Annotated in this window: 24 protein-coding genes; 6 read left to right on the top strand and 18 right to left on the bottom strand. The window is 73.6% G+C overall.

Features of this window, described 5'->3' with window-relative positions:
- Positions 1–22: 22 nt before the first annotated feature.
- From ACH4SL_RS25115 to ACH4SL_RS25105, 3 genes are all read right to left on the bottom strand, one after another.
- Positions 23–901 (bottom strand): MetQ/NlpA family ABC transporter substrate-binding protein, encoded by an 879-nt coding sequence (locus tag ACH4SL_RS25115; RefSeq protein ID WP_398449279.1) that lies wholly within the window; start codon positions 899–901, stop codon positions 23–25.
- 85 nt (positions 902–986) lie between these two features.
- Positions 987–1,724 (bottom strand): methionine ABC transporter permease, encoded by a 738-nt coding sequence (locus ACH4SL_RS25110; protein WP_398449276.1) that lies wholly within the window; start codon positions 1,722–1,724, stop codon positions 987–989.
- Positions 1,721–2,770 carry a methionine ABC transporter ATP-binding protein gene (locus ACH4SL_RS25105; protein WP_398449640.1) on the bottom strand — a complete coding sequence of 350 codons (1,050 nt, stop codon included), beginning with the start codon at positions 2,768–2,770 and terminating at the stop codon, positions 1,721–1,723. Before ACH4SL_RS25105 ends, ACH4SL_RS25110 begins: the two co-directional genes overlap by 4 nt.
- A gap of 419 nt (positions 2,771–3,189) precedes the next feature.
- Here ACH4SL_RS25105 and ACH4SL_RS25100 point away from each other — a divergent pair, with 419 nt between their 5' ends.
- Both ACH4SL_RS25100 and ACH4SL_RS25095 read left to right on the top strand, forming a co-directional pair.
- Entirely contained in the window at positions 3,190–3,558 is a 369-nt protein-coding gene (locus tag ACH4SL_RS25100) for a hypothetical protein (RefSeq protein WP_398449274.1), read from the top strand.
- The gene (locus tag ACH4SL_RS25095) at positions 3,551–4,036 is read left to right on the top strand and encodes a hypothetical protein (protein ID WP_398449272.1); all 486 of its coding nucleotides are present in this window, start codon (positions 3,551–3,553) and stop codon (positions 4,034–4,036) included. Before ACH4SL_RS25100 ends, ACH4SL_RS25095 begins: the two co-directional genes overlap by 8 nt.
- Before the next feature lie 94 nt (positions 4,037–4,130).
- On the opposite strand, the gene ACH4SL_RS25090 is transcribed toward ACH4SL_RS25095, so the two are convergent.
- From ACH4SL_RS25090 to ACH4SL_RS25080, 3 genes are all read right to left on the bottom strand, one after another.
- A complete protein-coding gene (locus tag ACH4SL_RS25090; RefSeq protein WP_398449270.1) occupies positions 4,131–4,637 on the bottom strand; it encodes a GNAT family N-acetyltransferase in 507 nt (168 codons plus the stop codon).
- Between the two features lie 205 nt (positions 4,638–4,842).
- Entirely contained in the window at positions 4,843–5,373 is a 531-nt protein-coding gene (locus ACH4SL_RS25085) for a sigma-70 family RNA polymerase sigma factor (protein WP_398449268.1), read from the bottom strand.
- Positions 5,374–5,463: 90 nt separating this feature from the next.
- Complete coding sequence (locus ACH4SL_RS25080; protein WP_398449266.1) at positions 5,464–6,633, bottom strand: glycerophosphodiester phosphodiesterase; 1,170 nt, start codon at positions 6,631–6,633, stop codon at positions 5,464–5,466.
- Positions 6,634–6,822: 189 nt separating this feature from the next.
- On the opposite strand from ACH4SL_RS25080, the gene ACH4SL_RS25075 reads away from it, so the two are divergent.
- Positions 6,823–7,491 (top strand): lysophospholipid acyltransferase family protein, encoded by a 669-nt coding sequence (locus ACH4SL_RS25075; RefSeq protein WP_398449264.1) that lies wholly within the window; start codon positions 6,823–6,825, stop codon positions 7,489–7,491.
- Positions 7,492–7,569: 78 nt separating this feature from the next.
- Here the strand turns inward: ACH4SL_RS25075 and argH are convergent, their stop codons facing one another.
- From argH to ACH4SL_RS25040, 7 genes are all read right to left on the bottom strand, one after another.
- Entirely contained in the window at positions 7,570–8,997 is a 1,428-nt protein-coding gene (argH, locus tag ACH4SL_RS25070; RefSeq protein WP_398449262.1) for an argininosuccinate lyase, read from the bottom strand.
- Positions 8,998–9,100: 103 nt separating this feature from the next.
- Positions 9,101–9,634, bottom strand: a complete 534-nt coding sequence (locus ACH4SL_RS25065) for an arginine repressor (RefSeq protein ID WP_398449260.1) — start codon at positions 9,632–9,634, stop codon at positions 9,101–9,103.
- Between the two features lie 22 nt (positions 9,635–9,656).
- Complete coding sequence (locus ACH4SL_RS25060; RefSeq protein WP_398449258.1) at positions 9,657–10,889, bottom strand: acetylornithine transaminase; 1,233 nt, start codon at positions 10,887–10,889, stop codon at positions 9,657–9,659.
- Positions 10,886–11,860, bottom strand: coding sequence for an acetylglutamate kinase (gene argB, locus ACH4SL_RS25055; protein WP_398449256.1), 975 nt, complete (start codon positions 11,858–11,860; stop codon positions 10,886–10,888). Before argB ends, ACH4SL_RS25060 begins: the two co-directional genes overlap by 4 nt.
- Positions 11,857–13,011, bottom strand: coding sequence for a bifunctional glutamate N-acetyltransferase/amino-acid acetyltransferase ArgJ (argJ, locus tag ACH4SL_RS25050; protein ID WP_398449254.1), 1,155 nt, complete (start codon positions 13,009–13,011; stop codon positions 11,857–11,859). Before argJ ends, argB begins: the two co-directional genes overlap by 4 nt.
- A complete protein-coding gene (gene argC / locus ACH4SL_RS25045; protein ID WP_398449252.1) occupies positions 13,008–14,036 on the bottom strand; it encodes an N-acetyl-gamma-glutamyl-phosphate reductase in 1,029 nt (342 codons plus the stop codon). Before argC ends, argJ begins: the two co-directional genes overlap by 4 nt.
- 114 nt (positions 14,037–14,150) lie before the next feature.
- On the bottom strand, positions 14,151–14,489 hold the full coding sequence (locus ACH4SL_RS25040; RefSeq protein ID WP_398449250.1) for a hypothetical protein: 339 nt from the start codon (positions 14,487–14,489) through the stop codon (positions 14,151–14,153).
- Between the two features lie 254 nt (positions 14,490–14,743).
- Here ACH4SL_RS25040 and ACH4SL_RS25035 point away from each other — a divergent pair, with 254 nt between their 5' ends.
- Positions 14,744–15,391, top strand: a complete 648-nt coding sequence (locus ACH4SL_RS25035) for a DUF4232 domain-containing protein (protein WP_398449248.1) — start codon at positions 14,744–14,746, stop codon at positions 15,389–15,391.
- A gap of 18 nt (positions 15,392–15,409) precedes the next feature.
- Here ACH4SL_RS25035 and ACH4SL_RS25030 read toward each other — a convergent pair whose 3' ends face one another.
- The 3 genes from ACH4SL_RS25030 to ACH4SL_RS25020 all read right to left on the bottom strand — a co-directional run bounded on the left by ACH4SL_RS25030 (position 15,410) and on the right by ACH4SL_RS25020 (position 18,321).
- A complete protein-coding gene (locus ACH4SL_RS25030; protein ID WP_398449246.1) occupies positions 15,410–16,570 on the bottom strand; it encodes a methyltransferase in 1,161 nt (386 codons plus the stop codon).
- 48 nt (positions 16,571–16,618) lie between these two features.
- Entirely contained in the window at positions 16,619–16,948 is a 330-nt protein-coding gene (locus ACH4SL_RS25025; RefSeq protein WP_398449244.1) for a trypco2 family protein, read from the bottom strand.
- A gap of 104 nt (positions 16,949–17,052) precedes the next feature.
- Entirely contained in the window at positions 17,053–18,321 is a 1,269-nt protein-coding gene (locus tag ACH4SL_RS25020; protein WP_398449242.1) for a glycoside hydrolase family 10 protein, read from the bottom strand.
- A gap of 257 nt (positions 18,322–18,578) precedes the next feature.
- Here ACH4SL_RS25020 and ACH4SL_RS25015 point away from each other — a divergent pair, with 257 nt between their 5' ends.
- Complete coding sequence (locus tag ACH4SL_RS25015; protein ID WP_398449241.1) at positions 18,579–19,736, top strand: PP2C family protein-serine/threonine phosphatase; 1,158 nt, start codon at positions 18,579–18,581, stop codon at positions 19,734–19,736.
- A gap of 34 nt (positions 19,737–19,770) precedes the next feature.
- Here ACH4SL_RS25015 and ACH4SL_RS25010 read toward each other — a convergent pair whose 3' ends face one another.
- Entirely contained in the window at positions 19,771–20,565 is a 795-nt protein-coding gene (locus ACH4SL_RS25010; RefSeq protein WP_398449240.1) for a metallophosphoesterase family protein, read from the bottom strand.
- 264 nt (positions 20,566–20,829) lie between these two features.
- On the opposite strand from ACH4SL_RS25010, the gene ACH4SL_RS25005 reads away from it, so the two are divergent.
- Positions 20,830–21,585, top strand: coding sequence for an ABC transporter ATP-binding protein (locus ACH4SL_RS25005; RefSeq protein WP_398449637.1), 756 nt, complete (start codon positions 20,830–20,832; stop codon positions 21,583–21,585).
- A gap of 40 nt (positions 21,586–21,625) precedes the next feature.
- Here the strand turns inward: ACH4SL_RS25005 and ACH4SL_RS25000 are convergent, their stop codons facing one another.
- Entirely contained in the window at positions 21,626–22,486 is an 861-nt protein-coding gene (locus tag ACH4SL_RS25000; RefSeq protein ID WP_398449238.1) for a 3-hydroxybutyryl-CoA dehydrogenase, read from the bottom strand.
- Positions 22,487–22,623 lie beyond the last annotated feature (137 nt).

The following is a 22,623-nucleotide window of genomic DNA, read 5'->3' as shown; positions in this document are numbered from 1 at the left end:
GGAACCCCGGGGGCGGACCGGCTCAGGCGGCCGGGGTGCCGAAGGCGGGGATGACCGCGCCCTTGAAGGTGTCCTTGATGTACTGCTCGACCTGCGGGGAGTTGAGCAGCTTGACGAGCTTGACCACCCGCGGGTCGTTCTCCTGGCCCTTCTTGACGACCAGGATGTTGGCGTACGGGTTGCCGGTCGCCTTCTCGGTGACCAGGGCGTCCTTGACGGGGCTCAGGCCGCCCTCGATGGCGTAGTTGCCGTTGATGACACCCGCGTCGACGTCGCCGAGCGAGCGCGGCAGCTGCGCGGCCTCCAGCTCCTTGAAGTGCAGGTGCTTGGGGTTGCCGGTGACGTCGGCGGGGGTGGCGGTCTGCTCGGTGCCGTCGCGCAGCGTGATGAGGCCGTTGGCGGCGAGCAGGCCGAGGGCGCGGGCCTCGTTGGTGGTGTCGTTGGGCACCTCGACGGTGGCGCCGTCCTTGAGCTCGGACAGCGAGCCGATCTTGTGCGAGTACAGGCCCAGGGGCTCCAGCTCGACGTCGGCGACCGCGACCAGGTGGGTGCCGTTCTTCTTGTTGAAGTCGTCGAGGTAGGGCTTGTGCTGGAAGAAGTTCGCGTCGACCTGGCCCTGCTCGGTGGCGGTGTTGGGCAGGACGTAGTCGGAGAACTCCTTGACCTGGAGGTCGAGTCCGGCGCTCTTGGCGAGGTGGTCGCGGACGTAGTCCAGGATCTGGGCGTGCGGGGTGGGGCTGGCGGCGACGACGAGCGGCGCGGAGGCGTCCTTGGCGGCCTTGCCGTCGGCGGAGCCGGCGCTGCCGGACTTCGAGCCGGAGTCGGAGCCGCAGGCGGACAGGCCGAGCGCGAGAGCGCCCACGGCAGCGGCGGCAGCGGTGATCTTGAGTGTCCTACGCACGAAAAGTGCCTCTTTCCTGTGTTCTGTGGTGCCTGTTTTTCAGGTCTCCGCCCGCCCCGCGCGGGTGGTGCGGGGCGGCCGGACGTCAGGGGGCGGTGGGGGCCGGGTCCGCGGGGCGGGACTTCAGCAGCCGCAGCCGGGGGGCGGCCGAGGAGCGCCCGCGGCGGGCGGCGGCGCGGGCGGCGAGGTCGCCGGCCAGCTGCACGAGGGTCACGAGCACGACGAGGACGGCGACGATGACCCACATGAAGCCGGTCTCGAAGCGCTGGTAGCCGTAGCGCAGCGCGAGGTCGCCGAGCCCGCCGCCGCCGACCACGCCGGCCATGGCGGAGTAGCCGACGAGCGCGATCACGGTGGTCGTGGCGCCCGCGACGAGCGAGGGCAGCGACTCGGGCAGCAGCACCTTGCGCACCACCGTCCACGTACTGCCGCCCATCGACCGGACGGCCTCGACCAGCCCGCGGTCGACCTCGCGCAGCGAGGTCTCCACGAGCCGGGCGAAGAAGGGGATGGCGCCGACGGACAGCGGGACGACCGCGGCCTGCCAGCCGATGGTGGTGCCGACGACCGTGCGGGTGAAGGACATCAGCGCGATCATCAGGATGACGAACGGCAGCGAGCGGCCGAGGTTCACCACCGCGCCGAGCACCTTGTTCACGACGGTGCCGGCGACGCCGTGCAGCGGGCCGCCGCGGTCGGTGAGGACCAGCAGCACGCCGACCGGCAGCCCGGCGGCGATCGTGACGGCGGCGGACCAGCCGACCATCCGCAGGGTGTCCCCCAGCGCCTGGGTGATCAGCGGGTGCATCTCGGACCAGGTCACTTGGCCACCGCCGGCGCCGCGCTCCGCCCGGACGGGGCGTTCACGGACGGGGCGACGTCGACCTGGAGGCCCTGCTCGCGCAGGAAGCCGATGGGCACGACGTTGTCCTCGAAGCGGCCGGGCAGCTCGATGCGCATCCGGCCGATCTGCCGGCCGCCGTAGGTCTCCATGGCGGCGCCGAGGATCGACACGTCGACGTTGTAGGTGCGCGCCAGCTGGGAGATCACCGGGCGGGTCGCGCTGTCGCCGTGGAAGGTGAGGTCGACCACGGTGCGGTCCGGGCCGGATGCCTCGCCGCCGACCGGGAAGAGTTCGCCGGCCAGTTCGGAGCCGGGCGTGGCCAGCAGTTCCGCGACGGTGCCGGATTCCACCACGCGTCCGCCTTTCATGAGGGCCGCCGAGTCGCACACGGCCTTGACGACGTCCATCTCGTGCGTGATGAGCAGCACGGTCAGGCCGAGCTGCCGGTTGAGGTCGCGCAGCAGTTCCAGCACGGAGCGGGTGGTCTCCGGGTCGAGCGCCGAGGTGGCCTCGTCGGAGAGCAGCACCCGGGGGCGGCCGGCCAGGGCGCGGGCGATGCCGACGCGCTGCTTCTGGCCGCCGGACAGCTGCGCGGGGTAGGCGCGGGCCTTGTCGCCGAGGCCGACGAGGTCGAGCAGCTCGCGGGAGCGGGCGGCGCGCTCGCGGCGGGTGACGCCCTGGATCTCCAGCGGCAGCTCGACGTTGTCCTGGACGGTGCGCGAGGAGAGCAGGTTGAAGTGCTGGAAGACCATGCCGATGCCGGCCCGGGCGGCGCGCAGTGCGGCCGGGGCCCGGTCGGAGCGCCCGGCCAGCGCGGTGAGGTCGCGCCCGGCGACCTCGACGGTGCCCGAGGTGGGGCGCTCCAGCAGGTTGACGCAGCGGATCAGGGTGCTCTTGCCGGCGCCGCTGCGGCCGACGACGCCGTAGACCTCGCCTTCGCGCACCGCCAGGTCGACGCCGTCGAGTGCGGTGACCTCGCGGTCGCGCGAGCGGTAGACCTTGCGCAGGTCGGTGGTGGTGATCACAGGGGTGTCCATCTGGTCGGGCGCACGGCGGACGTACCACCGCACAGGGGGTGTGCTTCGGGGGCGTGGCACAGGAGGTTGGCCACGGCGTCCCGGGCGCGGCGCGGCGCTGCACCGGGAGGGGGGTGTGACGTGGGCGGCGGGCGCCGGGGGCGCGACCGCTCAGGGCCTCAGGTCAGGCACACATTCGACACATTCGACACATACGACGAACACCGGGCGTGGTCGCCTCGGTCGCGCGGCTGCGGCGGTTCGTCGTGGTCATGGACCCCAGTAAACCAGACATCCCGCCCGGTTCCGAAATCCGGGCAGTTCGTCCACTATCCGGACGGCGGGTGGGACGGCCCCACGGCGGGCCCCGAGGCCGCGGGACGGGGGTGGGAGAACGGGCGGCCGCGCGGCCGTAATACAGTCGGCGCATGCTCGACGCGGTCACCCTCACGGTCTCGGTCATGGCGCTGCTCCTCGCGGCGTGGTGCGCCTGGTCCGCGTACCGCGACGAGCCGACCAACGACCGGCATTTCGCCGGCATGGCCGTGGTGACGCTCGCCACGCTCGTGCAGCTGGTGATCTCGCTGGTGCAGCTCGGCCACGGCGACCGCCCCGAGCAGGGGGTGCCGGTCTTCGTGGGCTATCTGATCGGCGCGGTCTGCACCGTCCCGGCCGCGGCCTTCATGTCGCTGACCGAGCGCAGCCGCTGGGGCACCGCGGTCGTCGCGGCCGGCGGAGTGATCCTGGCCGTGCTGGAACTGCGGCTGTACGACATCTGGGGAGCCGGTCATGGCTGAGGACACCACCGCGGGCGACACGAAGGCCGCGGCGGAGACGGCAACGGGCCCGACGGCCGGGGAGCAGCCCGCCGGCGGGCGGATCGGGCAGGGGCCCGGGCGGCTGCTGCTGTGGTTCTACGGGGTCTTCACGGTGGCCGCGCTCTCCCGCTCGATCACCCAGATCTCGACCAAATTCCACGAGGCGCCGCTGGCGTACGTGCTGTCGCTCGCGGCGGGCGTCGTCTACGGGGTCATCAGCGTCGCGCTGTGGCGGGGCGGCGACCAGGCCCGCAGGGTCGCGCTGGTGTCCTGCTCGGCCGAGCTGCTCGGGGTGATCACGGTGGGCATCCTCACCGTGGCGGACTCCTCGGCCTTCCCCGACCAGACCGTGTGGTCGGACTTCGGCGTCGGCTACGTCTTCCTGCCGCTGCTGCTGCCGGTCATGGGCCTGCTGTGGCTGCGCCGCTCCGCACGCGAGGCGTCCACCGCGGCCTGAGGCCGTCCGCCGCGGCCCGGGGCCGGGACCCGCGAGGCGGGCCCGAAGGCCCGGGCGCGGCAGCGCCGTTGGCGCCGCACCCGGGCGGTACGGGTCAGGCGGAGGCAGCGAAGGGCGCCTGCTCCGCGGGCTTTTCGAGGGTCACCATGCTCAGCCGCCGGGTGACCGGGCGGGCTACGCCCACCTGGGAATACCCGAGCTTGCGGTACATCCGCAGATTGACCTCGCTGCGGTGGCCGGTGGAGAGCTGGTAGACCTTGGCCTCCCGCTCGGCCGCGAGACGGTCCTCCAGGGCGGACAGCAGCCGCCCGCCGAGGCCGTGCCGCTGGAGCCGCGGATGCACGATCAGCTTGCCGATCACGGCCGTCCCGTCCCCGTCGACGGTTCCCCGCACGGAACCGACGACCTCGGGGCCGAGGCGGGCCACCAGGACGCAGCCCTCGGCCAGTTCGGCCCGCAGCTCGTCCAGGGTCTGGGTGAGAGGTTCGATGGTGTAGTCGCCGTAGATCTCGGCTTCGCTCTGGTAGCAGAGGTACTGGAGTTTCAGGATCTTTTCGGCGTCGCTTGCTTCCGCCGTAGAGATGGTCACGCTCATGCCCATGCGCGCAGGCCTCCCCTTCGAAATCCGTCCGGGCAGTCTGAGGGTGAGGTGTGCGCCCGGGACGTGTGCCTGAACGGAGTCGGCGCGGTCGGTGCCGTCTCCGTGGCGCCGATGATCGCACAAACATCCCTGCCGGTCAGTGACTTACCACTGCCCGCTCCAGACTCCTCCGGGCGTGCAAAGGGTGCCCACTGCCGCCGGCTGTTTACCGTGCATTACCCCTTCCCACCGGGGATCCAACCCTCGAATTCAGGATCGAACGCAGGCACGCCAGGCAGCGCGAGCGCAGCGGCCCCACGCTCCCCTGTGAGATTCCCAACTCCCGGGAGATTTCCCGGTATGTGGGATCGGAGCCGGACGTCAGCACGGCCAGCAGCCGCGGGCAGTCGCCCGGCAGCCCGGGTACGGCGGCCAGCACCGCGCGCAGCGCGACCGCGGCCTCGGCCCGGTCCTCGACACCGTGCCGCCCGTGCCCGGCGCGCGGCGGCGGCCCCGCCGCGCGGTCGGCGTACGGGCCCTCGCAGGCGCCCGGCGCCTCCGCCGCGAGCGCCGCGGCCCGCACCTGCGCGGCGAGCCACCCGGCGGGTTCGGCGGGGGCGCGGCGGGTCTCCAGCAGCCGCAGCCACACGTCCTGTTCGAGGTCCTCGGCGTCGGCGGCACCGGCCGGTGCGTACGCGGCGGCCTCCGCGGCCAGCAGCGTGCGGTAGCGAGCGGGCAGGCCCGCGGTGGGGGTCATGCCCCGTGCATATCCGCTCGGCCGTGCCGCGCGCCCGACCGGGGCGCCCGGCACGGCCGGCTTCACCTCATGGAGTGGCCCGCGGGCCGGTCAGGAGGACAGGTAGTCCGCGCGGGCGAGCACCGCGGTGTCGGCGTTGTCGGTGAACAGGCCGTCGATGCCGGTCGCGAACCAGGTCCTGAAGGCCGCGATGGGGTCGCCGTACGCGTTCGGGTCGGTGCCGACCTGGAAGTCCGCGGGCAGGAACTGGTTCTCGTTGCGCGCGGTGAAGGGGTGCAGCACCAGTCCGGCCCGGTGGGCGTCGCGCACCACGGTGGTGGGCCGCAGCAGCCTGCCTGCGGCGTCGCGCGGGATGACGACGTCGGTGGTCGGGCCGATGCCCTGCGCGAAGCCCGCGATCCACTTCAGGCCCGCGGGGGTGACGAGGTCGGCCACCGTGCGCTTGTCGCCGGCGACGACGAAGTCCCAGGGCTGCGAGGTCAGGCCGTTGAGCAGGAAGATCTTCGCCGCCTCGGCGCCGAGCCGCCCCAGCCGCTGGAGGCTCTGCGCCTCGAAGGACTGGAGGAACTGCGGGGCGTCCGCGCGGTGCCTGCCGTACTGCCTGAGCTGCGTGACCAGCCGCTCCTCCAGCGGCAGGCCGATGCCGCGGAAGTAGGTGGGGTGCTTGGTCTCGGTGTGCAGCCACACCGGCCTGCCGCGCTTCCTGCCCTCCTTCTCGGCCCACTCCAGGACCTCGGCGAAGGTGGGGATGTCCCAGCGGCCGTTGTAGATGGTGTTGTGCGGCCGCACCGCGGGCAGCCGCTCGACCGCGCGCAGCCGCTTGAGCTCGGCGAGCGTGAAGTCCTCGGTGAACCAGCCGGTGGTGGCGGTGCCGTCGATGGTCTTGGTGGTCCTGCGGCTCGCGAACTCCTTGTGGTCGGCGACGTCGGTGGTGCCGCCGATCTCGGGCTCGTGGCGGCACACCAGGTGCCCGTCGCGGGTGGGGACGACGTCCTGCTCGACGACGTCCGCGCCGATCGCGAGCGCGTACTCGTAGGATCCGAAGGTGTGCTCGGGCCGGTAGCCCGCGCTGCCGCGGTGGCCCACGATGGTCGGCACCGGCAGCTGCGGGGCGCCGTGCCCCCTGCCGCCGCTCTGCGCGGGCCCGGACTGCGCCGCGGCCGAGGTCGCCGTGCCGATCACCGCGCCGCCGGCGCCGAGCGCCGCCGCGGACAGCAGGGCGCGCCTGCCGGGGCCCGTTGTGTGCTGGTCATCCGTCATGCGCGCATCGTGCCGCGGGGAGCTTGCGTACGGCCGACGCCGTGCGGAACACATCCGTAACACGCGTCAACAGTGGATGCCTTTCGCGTGAACCCGACGTGCGGTGGACCCGGGGGCGCAAGTATCGTCCTGGTGTACATACGGACCGGTAGGGACCGGCCGGCCGACGGTGCGAAGCGGAGGAACACGGTGTCCCGCAGTGTGCTCAAGATGATTCTCGGACTGCTCTTGCGGGTCCTCTACCGCCCGGTCGTCGAGGGCGCGCAGAACATCCCGGGCGACGGACCGGTGATCCTGGCGGGCAACCATGTGACCTTCATCGACTCGATCTTCCTGTCGCTGGCGGTCAAGCGGCAGGTGTACTTCATCGGCAAGGACGAGTACGTCACCGGAAAGGGCGTCAAGGGCCGGCTGATGGCGTGGTTCTTCACCACGTGCGGCATGATCCCGGTGGACCGGGACGGCGGGCGCGGCGGTGTCGCGGCGCTGATGACCGGCCGCCGGGTGCTGGAGGAGGGCCGGATCTTCGGCATCTACCCCGAGGGCACCCGCTCCCCCGACGGCCGCCTCTACCGCGGCCGCACCGGTGTCGCCCGGCTCACGCTCATGACCGGCGCGCCGGTCGTGCCGTTCGCGGTGGTCGGCACCGACAAGGTGCAGCCCGGCGGTTCCGGCATGCTGCGTATCGCCCCGGTCGCCATCCGCTTCGGCCAACCGCTGGAATTCGCCCGCTACGACGGCATGGACCGCGACCGCTACGTCCTGCGGGCCGTCACCGACGAGGTGATGAGCGAGGTCATGCGCCTCGGCGGCCAGGAGTACGTGGACATGTACGCGACCAAGGCGAAGGCCGCCTGAGCCGGGCCGCACACCGCACGCGTACGAGGCCGGGCGGCCCCCCGCGGGGGGCCGCCCGGCCTCGTGCCGTGCCGCCGGCTACTGCTTGGCCCGCGCCCATGCGTGCTGGGCGGCCAGGTCGGCCTTGACCTCGGCGAGCTGCACCGCGACCGCGCTGGGGGCGGTGCCGCCGCGGGCGCTGCGGGCCGCGAGCGCGCCGCGGACGTCGAGCACCTCGCGGACCTCGGGCGCCAGGTGCGGGGAGATCTTCGCGAACTGCTCGTCGCTCAGCTCGTGCAGCTCGATGCCCTCGGCCTCGCAGACCTTGACGCACTCGCCCGCGACCTCGTGCGCGACCCGGAAGGGCACGCCCTGCCGTACCAGCCACTCGGCGATGTCGGTCGCGAGCGAGAAGCCCGCGGGGGCCAGCTCGGCCATCCGGTCGGTGTGCACGGTGAGCGTGGCCATCATCCCGGTGAAGGCCGGGAGCAGCATCTCCAGCTGGTCGACGGAGTCGAAGACCGGCTCCTTGTCCTCCTGGAGATCCCGGTTGTAGGCCAGCGGCAGCGCCTTGAGGGTGGCCATCAGACCGGTCAGGTTGCCGATCAGCCGGCCGGACTTGCCGCGCGCCAGCTCGGCGATGTCGGGGTTCTTCTTCTGCGGCATGATCGACGAGCCGGTGGAGAAGGCGTCGTGCAGCGTCACGAAGGAGAACTCCTTGGTGTTCCACAGGATCACCTCCTCGGCGATCCGGGAGAGGTCCACGCCGATCATGGCGGTGACGAAGGCGAACTCCGCGGCGAAGTCGCGCGCGGCGGTGCCGTCGATGGAGTTGCCGGCCGAGCCGCCCTCGAAGCCCAGGTCGCGGGCGACCGCCTCGGGGTCCAGGCCGAGCGAGGAGCCGGCGAGCGCGCCCGCGCCGTACGGGGAGACGGCGGTGCGGGTGTCCCACTGCCGCAGCCGCTCGGCGTCCCGGGACAGCGCCTGGGCGTGCGCGAGCACATGGTGGGCGAAGAGCACCGGCTGGGCGTGCTGGAGGTGGGTGCGGCCGGGCATGACGGCGTCGGGGTGCGCCTCGGCCAGGCCCACCAGCGCGTCCTGGAGCTCGGCGAGCAGGCCGCCGAGCGTCCGGGCGTGGTCGCGCAGGTACATCCGGAAGAGGGTGGCGATCTGGTCGTTGCGGGACCGGCCGGCCCGCAGCTTGCCGCCCAGCTCCGGGCCGACGCGCTCCATCAGGCCGCGCTCCAGCGCGGTGTGCACGTCCTCGTCGGCGATGGTCGCGGTGAAGTCGCCTGCGGCGACGTCGCTCTCCAGCCGGTCGAGCCCGGCGATCATACGGTCCAGCTCGTCCGCGCTGAGCAGTTCGGCGCGGTAGAGGACCCGGGCGTGCGCGCGCGAGCCCGCGATGTCGTACGGCGCGAGCCGCATGTCGAAGTGGATCGAGGCCGACAGCCTCTCCAGCGCGGCGGACGGCCCGTCGGCGAACCGCCCTCCCCACAGCTTGCCGCCCTGCTGTTCGGCGCTCACAGTGCCAGCTCCCTCTCGACGGTGCATACGCTCATTGGCATAAGTATGCACTCCACCGTATGCATAGTCAAAGCTGCCGGGCCCGGGGCCCCGCGCCGCGGGCTCAGACCTCGCCCTGGGCCAGCCGCAGCAGGTGGTCGGCGAGCTTCTGGCCGCCGGCGGGGTCCCGGCTGATGAGGACGACCGTGTCGTCGCCCGCGATGGTGCCGAGGATGTCGTAGACCTCGGCGGTGTCGATCGCCGACGCGAGGAACTGCGCGGCGCCCGGCGGGGTCCGCACCACCACCAGGTTGGCCGACGCCTCCGCGGAGATGAGCAGCTCGCCGGCCAGCCGGCGCATCCGCTCCTCCTTGACGGACTCCCCGAGCGGCGCCTGCGGGGTGCGGAAGCCGCCCTCGGAGGGGACGGCGTAGATCAGCTCGCCGTCGTTGGTGCGGATCTTGACCGCGCCCAGCTCGTCCAGGTCGCGGCTGAGCGTCGCCTGGGTGACGCTCAGCCCGTCGTCGGCGAGCAGCTTGGCGAGCTGGCTCTGGGACCGCACCGGCTGCCGGCCCAGGATGTCCACGATCCTGCGGTGCCGGGCCGTGCGGGTCTGCGGCACCGAGTGGGTGCCGCCGTGCTGCTGCGCCTCGCTCATCGTCGGGTCATTCTCCGTCCGGTCACTGCCTGCCCTGCTGGATCGCCGCGTGCGCCCGGTCCAGGATGCCGGGGAGCGCCTGGAGCAGCGCGTCCGTCTCGGCGTCGCCGACGATCAGCGGCGGCGCGAGCCGCACCGTGCCCGGCACGGCGGCGTTGACCAGGAAACCGGCGTCCTGAGCCGCCTGCTGGATCTGGGCGGACACGGGCTCGGTGAGCACGATACCGATCAGCAGGCCCGCACCGCGCACATGATCGACCAGCGGATGGCCGAGTGCCGCGATGCCCTCGCGCAGCTTCTCGCCCTGCCGCGCGACGCTGTCCAGCAGCCCGTCGTTCTCGATGGTGTCCAGCACCGCGAGCGCGGCCGCGCAGGAGACCGGGTTGCCGCCGAAGGTGGAGCCGTGGGCGCCCGGGGTGAAGAGGTCGGCCGCGGGGCCGAAGGCGAGGGTGGCGCCGATCGGCAGCCCGGCGCCGAGGCCCTTGGCGAGCGTCACCACGTCCGGCTGCACGCCCTGGGCCAGGCACTGCGCCCAGTGCCCGGTCCGGCCGATCCCGGTCTGCACCTCGTCCAGCACGAACAGCGTGCCGGTCGCGGCGGTGATCTCCCGCACCTCGCGCAGGTAGCCGGCGGGCGGCACCACGACGCCGTTCTCGCCCTGGATCGGCTCGACGATCACCAGCGCGGTGTCGGTGTCCACCACGGCCCGCAGCGCGTCGGCGTCGCCGAACGGGACGTGCACGACGTCGCCGGGCAGCGGCTCGAAGGCCTCCCGCTTCTTCGGCTGGCCGGTCAGCGCGAGCGAGCCCATGGTCCGGCCGTGGAAGGCGCCCTCGGTGGCGACCATCTTCGTCCGGCCGGTGAGCCGGCCCAGCTTGAAGGCCGCCTCGTTGGCCTCGGCGCCGGAGTTGGCGAAGTAGACCCGGCCGGGCCGCCCGAAGATCCGCAGCAGCCGCTCGGCGAGGGCGACCGGGGGCTCGGCGACGAAGAGGTTGGAGACGTGGCCGAGCACGCCGATCTGCCGGGTGACCGCCTCGACGACCGCGGGGTGCGCGGTGCCGAGCGAGTTGACGGCGATGCCGCCGAGGAAGTCCAGGTAGACCTTGCCGTCGGCGTCCCACAGCCGGGCGCCGCTGCCTCCGGTCAGCGGCAGCCGCGGGGTGCCGTAGTTGTCCATGAGCGCGCCCTGCCAGCGGGCGGTGAGGGCCTCGTTGCCGGTCGTGGTCGTGGTCACGGCGGTGTCGGTGGCGGTCACCGTGCTCCCCCTTCTGCGCTTGCGGTCGTCTGCTCGGGTACGTACTCGGTGGCGCGCTGGACCGGCGCCGGGGGTTCGTCGGGGACGACCATGGTGCCGATGCCCTCGTCGGTGAAGATCTCCAGCAGGATCGAGTGCTGGACGCGGCCGTCGATGACGCGCGCGGTGTGCACCCCGCCCCGCACCGCGTGCAGGCAGCCCTGCATCTTCGGGACCATGCCGCTGGACAGGTCCGGCAGCAGCTTCTCCAGCTCGCTCGCGGTGAGCCGGCTGATCACCTCGTCGCTGTTCGGCCAGTCCTCGTACAGGCCCTCGACGTCGGTGAGGACCATCAGCGTCTCGGCGCCCAGCGCGGCCGCGAGCGCGGCGGCGGCGGTGTCGGCGTTGACGTTGTAGACATGGCCGTCGTCGGCGGAGCGGGCGATCGAGGAGACGACCGGGATACGGCCGTCGGCCAGCAGCGCGTCGATCGCGCCGGTGTCGATCGCGGTGATCTCGCCGACCCGGCCGATGTCGACCGCCTCGCCGTCGATCACCGGCTGGTGCTTGACCGCGGTGATGGTGTGGGCGTCCTCGCCGGTCAGGCCGACCGCGAGCGGTCCGTGCCAGTTGAGCAGCCCGACCAGTTCGCGCTGCACCTGCCCGGCCAGCACCATCCGGACCACGTCCATGGCCTCGGGCGTGGTGACCCGCAGGCCCGCGCGGAATTCGCTGACCAGGCCGTGCCGGTCGAGCGCGGCGCTGATCTGCGGGCCGCCGCCGTGCACGACGACAGGCTTGAGGCCGGCCTGCCGCAGGAACACGACGTCCTGCGCGAAGGCGGCCTTGAGGTCGTCGTCGACCATGGCGTTGCCGCCGAACTTGATCACCACGACCCGGCCGTTGTGCCGGGTCAGCCAGGGCAGCGCCTCGACCAGGACCTGGGCCTTGGGCAGGGCGGCGTGCTTGCGGGTGCTGGGAGTCGTCGTCATGAGCTGTAGGCGCTGTTCTCGTGGACGTAGTCGGCGGTCAGGTCGTTGGTCCAGATCGCGGCGGAGGCGTCGCCTGCGGCGAGGTCGGCGGTGATGACGACCTCCCGGAAGCGCATGTCGACCAGCTCGCGGTCGTCGCCGACCTGGCCCTTGCGGCACACCCACACGCCGTTGATGGCGACGTTCAGCTCGTCGGGGTCGAAGGTCGCGGAGGTGGTGCCGATCGCGGACAGCACCCGGCCCCAGTTGGGGTCCTCGCCGTGGATGGCGCACTTGAGCAGGTTGCTGCGGGCGATCTGGCGGCCGACGTCGACCGCCTCGTCCTCGGTCGCGGCGTTCACGACGTCGATCCTGATGTCCTTGCTCGCGCCCTCGGCGTCGCCGATGAGCTGGCGGGCCAGGTCCGCGCACACCGTGCGTACGGCCTCGGCGAATTCCGGCAGGTCCGGGGTGACGCCGGAGGCGCCGGACGACAGCAGCAGCACGGTGTCGTTGGTGGACATGCAGCCGTCGGAGTCGGCCCGGTCGAAGGTGACCCGGGTGGCCTCGCGCAGCGCCTTGTCGAGCGCGGGGGCGTCCACGGCGGCGTCGGTGGTGAGCACCACCAGCATGGTCGCCAGGCCCGGGGCGAGCATGCCCGCGCCCTTGGCCATGCCGCCGACCGTCCACCCGGCGGGGCTCGTCGCCACCGCGGTCTTGTGCACGGTGTCGGTGGTCTTGATGGCGATGGCCGCCTTCTCGCCGCCGTGCTCCGACAGCTCGCCGGCCGCGCGCTCCACGCCGGGCAGCAGCCTGTCCATCGGGAGCAGCAGGCCGATGAGCCCGGTGGAGGCCACCGCGACCTCCCCGGCGCTGTGCCCGAGCGCCTCGGCCGCCTTCTCGGCGGTGGCGTGGGTGTCCTGGAAGCCCTTGGGGCCCGTGCAGGCGTTGGCGCCGCCGGAGTTGAGCACGACCGCGGTGACCGCGCCGCCCTTGAGCACCTGCTCCGACCACAGCACGGGCGCGGCCTTCACCCGGTTGGAGGTGAAGACACCCGCCGCGGCGCGGCCCGGCCCGTCGTTCACCACCAGGGCGAGGTCGGGGTTGCCGTTCTCCTTGATCCCGGCGGCGATGCCCGCCGCCCGGAATCCCTTCGCAGCGGTGACGCTCATGGCGCGACTCCGATCGTGGTCAGCCCGGTCGTCTCGGGCAGTCCGAGGGCGATGTTCATGCTCTGCACCGCGCCGCCGGCGGTGCCCTTGGTCAGGTTGTCGATGGCGCTGATCGCGATGATCCGGCGCTCCGCCTCGTCGAAGGCCACCTGGAGCTGGACGGCGTTGGAGCCGTACACGGAGGCGGTCGCGGGCCACCGGCCCTCGGGCAGCAGGTGCACGAACGGCTCGTCGCCGTACGCCTTCTCGTACGCGGCGCGCACGTCCGCGGCCGTGACGCCGGGGGCGGCCTTGGCGGTGCAGGTGGCAAGGATGCCGCGGGGCATCGGCGCGAGGGTGGGCGTGAAGGACACCCCGACCCGGGTGCCGGCGGCCGCGCTGAGGTTCTGGATCATCTCCGGGGTGTGCCGGTGGCCGCCGCCGACGCCGTACGGGGTCATCGAGCCCATGACCTCGGAGCCCAGCAGGTGCGGCTTGGCCGCCTTGCCCGCGCCCGAGGTGCCGGACGCGGCGACGATCACGGCCTCCGGCTCGGCGAGCGCCGCGGCGTACGCGGGGACGAGCGCGAGCGACACCGCGGTCGGGTAGCAGCCCGGCACCGCGATCCGCCGGCTCCCGGCGAGCGCGGCCCGCGCGCCCGGCAGCTCGGGCAGCCCGTAGGGCCATGTCCCGGCGTGCGGCGAGCCGTAGAAGCGCTCCCAGTCGGCGGCGTTCTCCAGCCGGAAGTCGGCGCCCATGTCGACGACGAGGACGTCCTCCCCCAGCTGCTCGGCCACGGCCGCGGACTGCCCGTGCGGCAGCGCGAGGAAGACCACGTCGTGCCCGGCGAGCACCTCCGCGGAGGTCGCCTCCAGCACCCGGTCCGCGAGCGGCAGCAGATGCGGCTGGAGCCCGCCGAGTCGCTGTCCGGCGTTGGAATTCCCGGTCAGCGCCCCGATCTCGACCTCCGGGTGCCCGACCAGCAGCCGCAGCACCTCACCGCCCGCATACCCGCTCGCTCCGGCAACCGCCGCGCGCAATGCCATCGAACCCTCCTCGTCGATGGCATGACTATACGGCGATCCGCACTTTTATGCAAAGATCTTTGCGAGGCCCCCCGCGCGCGCGAGGCACCGGGGCAGGCCCGCCCCCGGGCGGGCTCAGCCGTGGGCGAGGACCACCATCAGCGCCGCGAACTCCGCGAGGAGCTGGACGGCCAGCGCACACCGGCGGCCCCGGACGGTCGCGGCCATGAGGGTGACGAGCCAGGCGGTGGCGGCCACGGTGGCGCCCCAGCCGAAGAGCGGCCAGGGCGGGGCCGGGTGGCACTGCTCGCCGTTCAGTGCGCAGTCGGACGCGCTGTCGCTGCTCATCGTCAGCAGGAAGACGCCCAGCGACAGGGGCAGGAAGAGGCCGGCGCACACGCTGGACCAGACACGGAGGCGGCCCTCGTCCGGGGCCGCCGCGGAGGGCTTCGGGGAACGCTGGGTCGTGGTCATACGTCCATTCCACGGGGCCGGCGGCCCCGGCACACCGTCCCGCGTACTCAGGTACGGGTGCGTCCCGTACTCAGGTTTTCGCGGAGGCGGACGTTCCCTGTACGCGGTCGGTAACAGATCACGGGGGGAGGCGAGTTGTGTCCGAGGCATATCGCATACTCGGCTTGCCAGCGAACAGCGAACGACGAGAGCGCCGCGTACTGCGTACCACCGGGGGAAGAGCCATGCACGCACCTGCCCGCAGGAACCGCACGATGTCCCGTGTACTCGCGGGCGCGGCGGTGGCCGCGGTGCTCACCGCCGGGGGGTGCCGGTCGGACGGGGCGGACGCGAAGGACGCCGCCCGGGCGTCGGACCGGTCGGGCACCGCGACGTCCTCGCGGCCGTCCGGCCCCGGCACGGCGGCCTCCACCGCGCCCGACGGGAACACCGACGACACCGACGACGACGGTGACGGCGAGCGGGCGCCCGACTGCGGCCAGGACGACCTCACGCCCTCGGCGACGAACGAGGACGGCCAGGGCCACGACCCCCGGCACCTGCTCCTCGTCCTCACCAACACCGGCGACCGGACCTGTACCGTCCACGGCTACCCCCAGGTGCGGCTGGGCGCCTACTCCAAGTCGCCGGTCGGGGTGTTCGAGGACAGCGCCCCCGGGGATCCCGCCGTCCTCTCCCCCGGCGACGACGTCTACGCGGCCCTGCTCGTCAACGGCGCCCGGACGGACACCTACGAGACGAAGGGCATCACGCTGCGCCTCCAGGGCGAGAAGCCCGGCAGCACCGTGGGCGGGCCGATCTCCGTCGTCCTCCCGGCGGTCGCCTCCTTCGACGAGGGCGCCCGCGTCACGTACTGGACGACGGCCCAGGGCTACGCGCTGGACTTCGTCATGTCCCGCTGACGTCCGGCCGCGTCCGCGTCAGCGGCGGGTCGCGCGCAGGACGACGAACTTGGGGTCGGAGGACATCACGTCGCAGTTGCCGAACAGGCGGCGCAGCCGGGTGTGGTGGGCGAGGTGGCGGTTGGCGACGACCCACAGCTCGCCGCCGGGTCGCAGCGCCGCGCGGGCGGTGGCGAACATACGGCGGGCCGTGGCGTCGGTGGTCGCGCGGTGGGAGTGGAAGGGCGGGTTGTTCAGGACGAGGTCGGCGCTGCCCGCGGGCACGCCGGAGGCCGCGTCCGCGACGACGAACTCCGCGCGGGTGGCCGGGTCCGCCGCGGCGCGGAAGGTCTCCTCGGCGGAGGCGACCGCCTGGTGGGACTCGTCGGTGAACAGCACGTCGGACTCCGGGTTGGCGACCGCCGCCGCGGTGCCGAGCACGCCGTTGCCGCAGCCGAGGTCGATGACCCGGTCCGGGCCCGTGCGCCGCGGGAGGTGGGCGAGCAGCAGGCGGGTGCCGACGTCGAGGCGGTCGGCGCAGAAGACGCCGGCGTGGTTGGTGACCGTGGCCCCGGACATCGGGCCGATGCCGTCCGGCAGCGGGTAGCGCAGCGGCCACGGGCTGGGGGTGCGCGGCAGGGCGGGGTCGGGCGCGCAGTGGACGAGCCGGGCCTTGCGGACGGCGAGCGAGGTGCGGGTCGGGCCGAGGATCTTCTCGAAGAGGGCGAGCGTCGAGGTGTGGATCTCGGTGACCATGCCCGCGCCTGCCACGACCGTGCCGGCGTGCACGGCGGGCGCGAGGGCGTGCAGCTGGTCCTCCAGCAGGCCCAGGCTCTTCGGTACGCGCACCAGCAGCAGGTCGATCCGCGCGGGCGGCGCCTCCCGGGTGGTGAGCAGCCGCACCCGCCCGTCGGCGCCCGCCCGCCGCAGGTTCGCGCGGGTGGCCTGCTGGCCGAGGAAGGAGTCGGAGATCTGCACCAGCTCGTCCGCGCCGGGCGCGACCGCGAGCGCGGTGGCCAGCGCCCCCCAGTGGTCGGCGAGCACCACGGTGGTGCTGCCGGGGCCGCGGGCGGGCCCCTCCTCGGCGAGGTACCGCAACAGGTAGTCGTCGGCGGCGTCCCAGGCCCGCAACTGGTCGCGGGGGTCCGCGGGGTGGCGCGTCAGGTCGAGGTCGCCCCACGGGGTGGTGAATCGGTGCATGATCCCCCCAGCGTAGGGCCTGGGCCGGCGGGTCCCGACCCGGGCGCGTCAGTCGGGGATGCGGTCGGGGAACGCGTCCGACGCGGCGGGCATGTCCCGCCCGCCGCTGATGGGCAGGGGCCGTCCGTCACGCCCCTGCGGATGCAGCGTCAGGCTGACCCGGTGCGTACGCGCCCTCCCGGCGCCCACCTCCGCGTCGCCGGAGACGACCCAGGCCTTGAACCCCGCCCGCGCCCTGGTGTCGGCGCGCAGCTCCACGGTGAACTCCAGCTCGATCGGCCCCACCTGGAAGGTGATGTCCTGCCCGGCCCCGCGCGCGACAGCCCTGGTCAGCTCGTCCCGCAACTCGGCCACCGCGTCGGCCAGTTCGATCTCCACGCCCACTCCCCCCACGACGACGCGTCAACGGTACAAGCGCGCGGCGGCGCGCGTGCGCGAAAGTCGCGGCGACCCCGCGCACGTCCCCCGCGCCGCCGGGTCCGTCACGTACGGGCGGGCGTCCTGACCCGGCAGGTGTAGTGGTCGGCGACCACCCGGCTCATCGCACCCAGCGGGTCGGCGGCGACCTGGGTGGCGGAGAAGAAGACGTTGCCGCGCACCTCGGGGTATCCGGCGTCGAAGGTGAGGTGCCGGGACAGCTCCGCCGGGTCCTGCCACTGCGCCGGTTGGGCCGGGTCGCCGACCTTGTAGAGGGCCTCGCCGATGTAGAGGCGGGTGCGGGTGCCGCGGACGACGTCGGACCACCAGGGGACGAGGACGGCGTAGTCGGCCGCGGTGAAGCCGATGTTCCAGTAGACCTGGGGGACGATGTAGTCGATCCAGCCGCGCTTGACCCAGGCGCGGGTGTCGGCGTGGAGGTCGTCGTAGGTCTGGACGCCCGCCGTCGTGGCCGAGCCGAGGGGGTCGTTCGCGGCGTTGCGCCACACGCCGAAGGGGCTGATGCCGAACTGCGTGCCGGGGCGGATCGCCTTGATGCGGGCGGCGGTCTCCAGGACCAGCAGGTCGGTGTTGTGGCGGCGCCAGGCGTCGCGGTCGGGGAAGCCGGCGCCGTACGCGGCGTAGGCGGCGTCGTCGTCGAAGACCTGGCCGGCGACCGGGTAGGGGTAGAAGTAGTCGTCCCAGTGCACCGCGTCCACCGGGTAGCGGCGGACGGCGTCGAGCATCGCGTCCTGCACGAAGCGGCGGACCTCCGGCAGGCCGGGGTTGTAGTAGAGCTTGCCGCCGTACGGCACCGCCCACTGCGGGTTGAGCCGCGCGGGGTGGGTGGGGGCGAGCCGGGACGGGTCGTCGCTGTTCGCGATCCGGTAGGGGTTGAACCAGGCGTGCAGCTCCAGCCCGCGGCGGTGCGCCTCGCGGACGGCGGTGCCGAGCGGGTCCCAGCCGGGGTCGCGGCCCTGGGTGCCCGTCAGGTACTCCGACCAGGGCTCGTACGGGGAGGGCCAGAAGGCGTCGGCAGTCGGGCGGACCTGGAACATCACGGCGTTCAGCCGGCGTTCGACGGCCAGGTCGAGGAGGTCGAGCAGCTCCTGCCGCTGCTGCTCGGGCGCGAGGCCCGGGGCGGAGGGCCAGTCGGTGTTCGCGACGGTCGCGATCCACATCCCCCGCAGCTCCCTGTGCGGGGTGCGCGGCGCTCCCGCCGGTGCGGTCCCACGTACCGCGCCGCTCGCCGCCGCGGCCGAGCCCGGCACCATCGCCGCCGCCGCGACGCCCGCCGCTCCGGCGGTGAGCGATCTCCGTGAGAGCGAACCCATTGCTGCCTCCTGACGCAGGATCATGGTCGGGCCCGAGCCCGGTCCATCCCTGCCCCCTTCTCCCCCTCCCGAATCCCCGCTCCCACCTGCCCCTCGTGGTGGCGGAAGGGCCGGCCCGCGGGGCGGGGGACCCGCCAACCGGCGGAAGGGGCCGGGTCGCTCAAATGGGGGAACAGCACGCGTGATGCGGGCGTGGCGGCCTGCGGAGGGGCCAGAATCAGGGCGACGTCCCAGCGCTGCAAGGGGGAGCCGGCTGGATGAGCCACAAGCGAACCTCGCGCGGTCTGACCCGCGCACACTGGGCCCTGCTCCCCGCAGGGTGGACCGCGGCGCTGGGCCTGCTGGCCTGGCAGCTGCCGGACGGCTCCGACGTGCTCCCGGCCCTGGCCGCGGCCCCGGCGCTGACGGCCGCGGCCGGCGCCCGCCGGCTCGCGGTGCTGGGCAGCGGCGGACTCGCGCTCGCCGCGATGGGCGCCGACATCGCGACCGACCAGGTCAGCGGGCCCGGCCCGGCCGCGGGGACGGCGGGCGCGGTGCTGACCGTGCTGGCCGCCGGGATGTGGGCGGCGGGCCGCCGATCCGCCCTCGGCGCCGAGCTGGACCGCGCCCGGGAGATCGCCGCCGCGGCGCAGCAGGTGCTGCTGCCCGCGCTGCCGCGCCGCCTGGGCGATGTGACGGTCACCGGCGAGTACGTGTCGGCGAGCCTGGACGCCCGGATCGGCGGCGACTTCTACGAGGCCGTGGCCACCCCCTTCGGCGTGCGCGCCCTGATCGGTGACGCCCGCGGGCACGGTCTGCCCGCGATCGGGCTGGCCGCGGCGCTGCTGGGCTGCTTCCGGGAGGCCGCGCACCAGGAGCCTGACCCGGCGGGCGTGGTGCGCCGCCTCGACGGGGCGCTGCGCCGCCACCTGCTGGAACGCGTCGCCGCGGAGGCGGCCCGCGGCGAGGTCTCGGACGCCGCGGAGGAGTTCGCGACGCTCCAGCTGGTGCAGATCGACGACGACGGCACGCTGCTGGTGGTCAACTGCGGCCACCCCGCCCCGTACCTCCTCGGTCCGCGCACCGGGCCGCTGCCGCTGGGTGACCCGCTGCCGCCGCTCGGGCTGTTCGACGCGCCGCGCACCCGGGTGCCGGTCGGTACGGGGCGACTGGAGCCGGGCGAGGGCCTGCTGCTGCACACCGACGGCGTGACGGACACCCGGGACGCCGCCGGGCGCTACTTCCCGCTGCCCGACACCCTCAACGCGATGGCCGCCCGCCGGGTGCGCGGCACGGAGGTCGCCGAGCTGCTGCGGGACGCGGTGGTCCGGCACGCGGGGGGCCGCTGCGCGGACGACGTCGCCGTCCTGGTGCTGCTGCGCGACGGCTCCCCGCGTCCGGCGGTGGCACGCGGTACGGCGTTGTCGGCGTCGTAGCCGGGGCTGCCGGGGGCCTGTGTCGTAGCCGGGGCTACCGCGGCCGGCGGTGGTAGCGCGGGCTGCCGCCGCCGGCCGCGAGGTCCCCGCGGTAGACGCCGTGCCGCAGCTCCGTCGCGTAGCCGTCGTACTCCGGCATGCCCACCGCGCGGGCCACCGCCAGCTCCGCCTCGACGTCGTAGGGGACGCGGACGAACTGGAGCGAGAAGGGCGCCTGCTCGGCCGAGCCGGGCACTCCCTCGACGACGACGTAGACGGGGGTGGGGTCGCCGAGGCTGTTGCCGACGCTGCCGGTGTTGAACAGGGTGTACCGCTCCCGGTCGACCTCGTAGTACGCGTCGTGCGTGTCGCCGTAGCCGACGACGGTGGGGGGCGGGCCGTCCCCGGTCGCGGGGGTGTTGGCGAACATCCCGCGAAACTCCTCCTCGTCGTGGTCGAACCGGACCCGCCGGTGCACCGAGGTGGCGGAGGCGTGGAAGAGCCGCATCCGGCGGCCGCTGACCAGCAGGTCGTGGCTGAAGGGCAGGCCGCGCAGCCACTCCCCCTGGCCGGCCGAGAGCTGGCCGAGCCACCAGCGCAGGGCCTCGCTGTCCTCCTCCCGACCCGGGTCGGGCAGGAAGTCGTCCCAGTTGCCGAGGATGTTCACCGCGCAGCGCGCGCGGCAGAGGTCGACGACCTCCCGTCCCCGGGGGCCTTTGCCCACGTAGTCGCCGAGGTTGAGGATCCGGGTGATGCCGCGGGCGTCGATGTCGTCGAGGACGGCTTCGAGCGCGGTCAGATTGCCGTGGACGTCCGATATCAGTGCGATACGTTCGAGGTCGTGGCGCATGGGGGGCATCCTTGCATTCACCCCGGACAGCACGCGGACCGTCACCCGCCCGGCTGCCCGGGGCTGCCGCGGCGGCCCGGCCGCGGGAGGGTGGACGAGGTCGATGACGTCGTCCGAAGGAGTACGGGCGTGACCGAGCAGCCCGCGAGCGGCGCCGACGGCGGGGCCCCGCCCGAACCGCAGCTCCAGACCCGGCCGCAGACGCAGACGCAGCCGCAGCCGCAGACCCGGCCGGCGCCGGAAGCGCCCCCCGGGCGCCCGACGGTGGTCGTCGACGGCCTGCACGTCGTCTACCGCATCTACGGCGCCGACGCCAGCCGCGGCAGCGCCACCGCCGCGCTGCGCCGCATCCTGCTGCGCCGCAGCTCGCCCGCCGTGCAGACCGTGCACGCCGTCAAGGGCGTCACCTTCACCGCCTACCGCGGCGAGGCCATCGGCATCATCGGCTCCAACGGCTCGGGCAAGTCCACGCTGCTCAAGGCCATCGCCGGGCTCCTCCCGGCGGACCGCGGCCGGGTCTACACCGACGGCCAGCCCTCGCTGCTCGGCGTCAACGCCGCCCTGATGAACGACCTGACCGGCGAGAAGAACGTCATCCTCGGCGGCCTGGCGATGGGCATGAGCCCGGAGGAGATCCGCGCCCGCTACCAGGGCATCGTCGACTTCTCCGGCATCAACGACTCCGACGACTTCGTGTCGCTGCCGATGCGCACGTACTCCTCCGGCATGTCCGCCCGGCTGCGCTTCTCCATCGCCGCGGCCAAGCGGCACGACGTCCTGATGATCGACGAGGCGCTGGCCACCGGCGACCGGCAATTCCAGCTGCGCTCCGAGCAGCGCATCCGCGAACTGCGCAAGGAGGCCGGCACCGTCTTCCTGGTGAGCCACAGCAACGCCGCCATCCGCGACACCTGCACGCGCACCCTGTGGATCGAGCGGGGCGAGCTGCTCATGGACGGCCCCACCGAAGCGGTCGTCAGCGCCTACGAGAACCACAGCGACGGCAAGCCCCCCGGCTGACCGGGGAGCCCGCGGCCGGGCCCCTGCCGCCGGGCGCGGCTCAGCCGTACGGGTAGAAGCCCGCGCCGGACTTGCGGCCCAGCCGCCCCGCGTCGACCATCCGCTGGAGCAGCGGCGGGGCCGCGTACAGCGGCTCCTTGTACTCGGCGTACATCGAGTCGGCGATCGCGGCGACGGTGTCGAGGCCGATGAGGTCGGACAGCCGCAGCGGGCCCATCGGGTGGGCGCAGCCCAACTCCATGCCGTTGTCGATGTCCTCGCGGGTCGCGATGCCCGACTCGTACATCCGGATGGCCGACAGCAGGTACGGCACCAGGAGCGCGTTGACGACGAAGCCGGAGCGGTCCTGGGCGCGGATCGCGTGCTTGCCGAGGACGGTCGTGACGAGGTCCTCGGCGCGCTTGAGGGTGTCGCTGCCGGTGGTGAGCGCCGGGATCAGCTCGACCAGGGCCTGGACGGGCGCGGGGTTGAAGAAGTGGATGCCGAGCACCCGGTCCGGACGGGAGGTCGCCACCGCGAGCCGGACCAGCGGGATCGACGAGGTGTTGGACGCCAGGATCGCGTCCTCGCGCTGCACCACCTGGTCCAGCACCTTGAAGATGTCGGTCTTGACCCGCTCGTCCTCCACCACGGCCTCGATCACCAGGTCGCGGTCGGCGAACTCGCCGAGGTCGGTGGTGAAGGTCAGCCGGCCGAGCGCCTCGTCCCGCTGCTCCGCGGTGATCTTGCCGCGCTCCGCCGCCTTGCCGAGGGAGCCGGTGAGCCGGGCCCGTCCCAGCTCCAGGGCCTCACCCGTGGTCTCCGCGACCCGGACGTCCAGCCCGGCCTTCGCGCACACCTCGGCGATACCGGACCCCATCTGGCCCGCGCCGACCACTCCGACGCGCTCGATGTCTCCCACTCGACCCAGCCCTCCGTGCAGCTCCATCGCCTACCGCACAGACGTTACCCGGGCCGGTGCCCGAAGCCGCGGGTGGGACCGGCGTGCTGCCCCGGTCCCACCCGCCGCCCCCCGTCGCCGGGCCCGCGCGCCGGCAG

The sequence above is a fragment of the Streptomyces sp. NPDC021020 genome, assembly GCF_044333285.1.
In the GTDB taxonomy this organism is placed as follows: Bacteria; Actinomycetota; Actinomycetes; order Streptomycetales; family Streptomycetaceae; genus Actinacidiphila.
The sequence above is the reverse complement of the archived record's forward strand: the minus strand, read 5'-3'. Positions and strand labels throughout refer to the sequence as shown.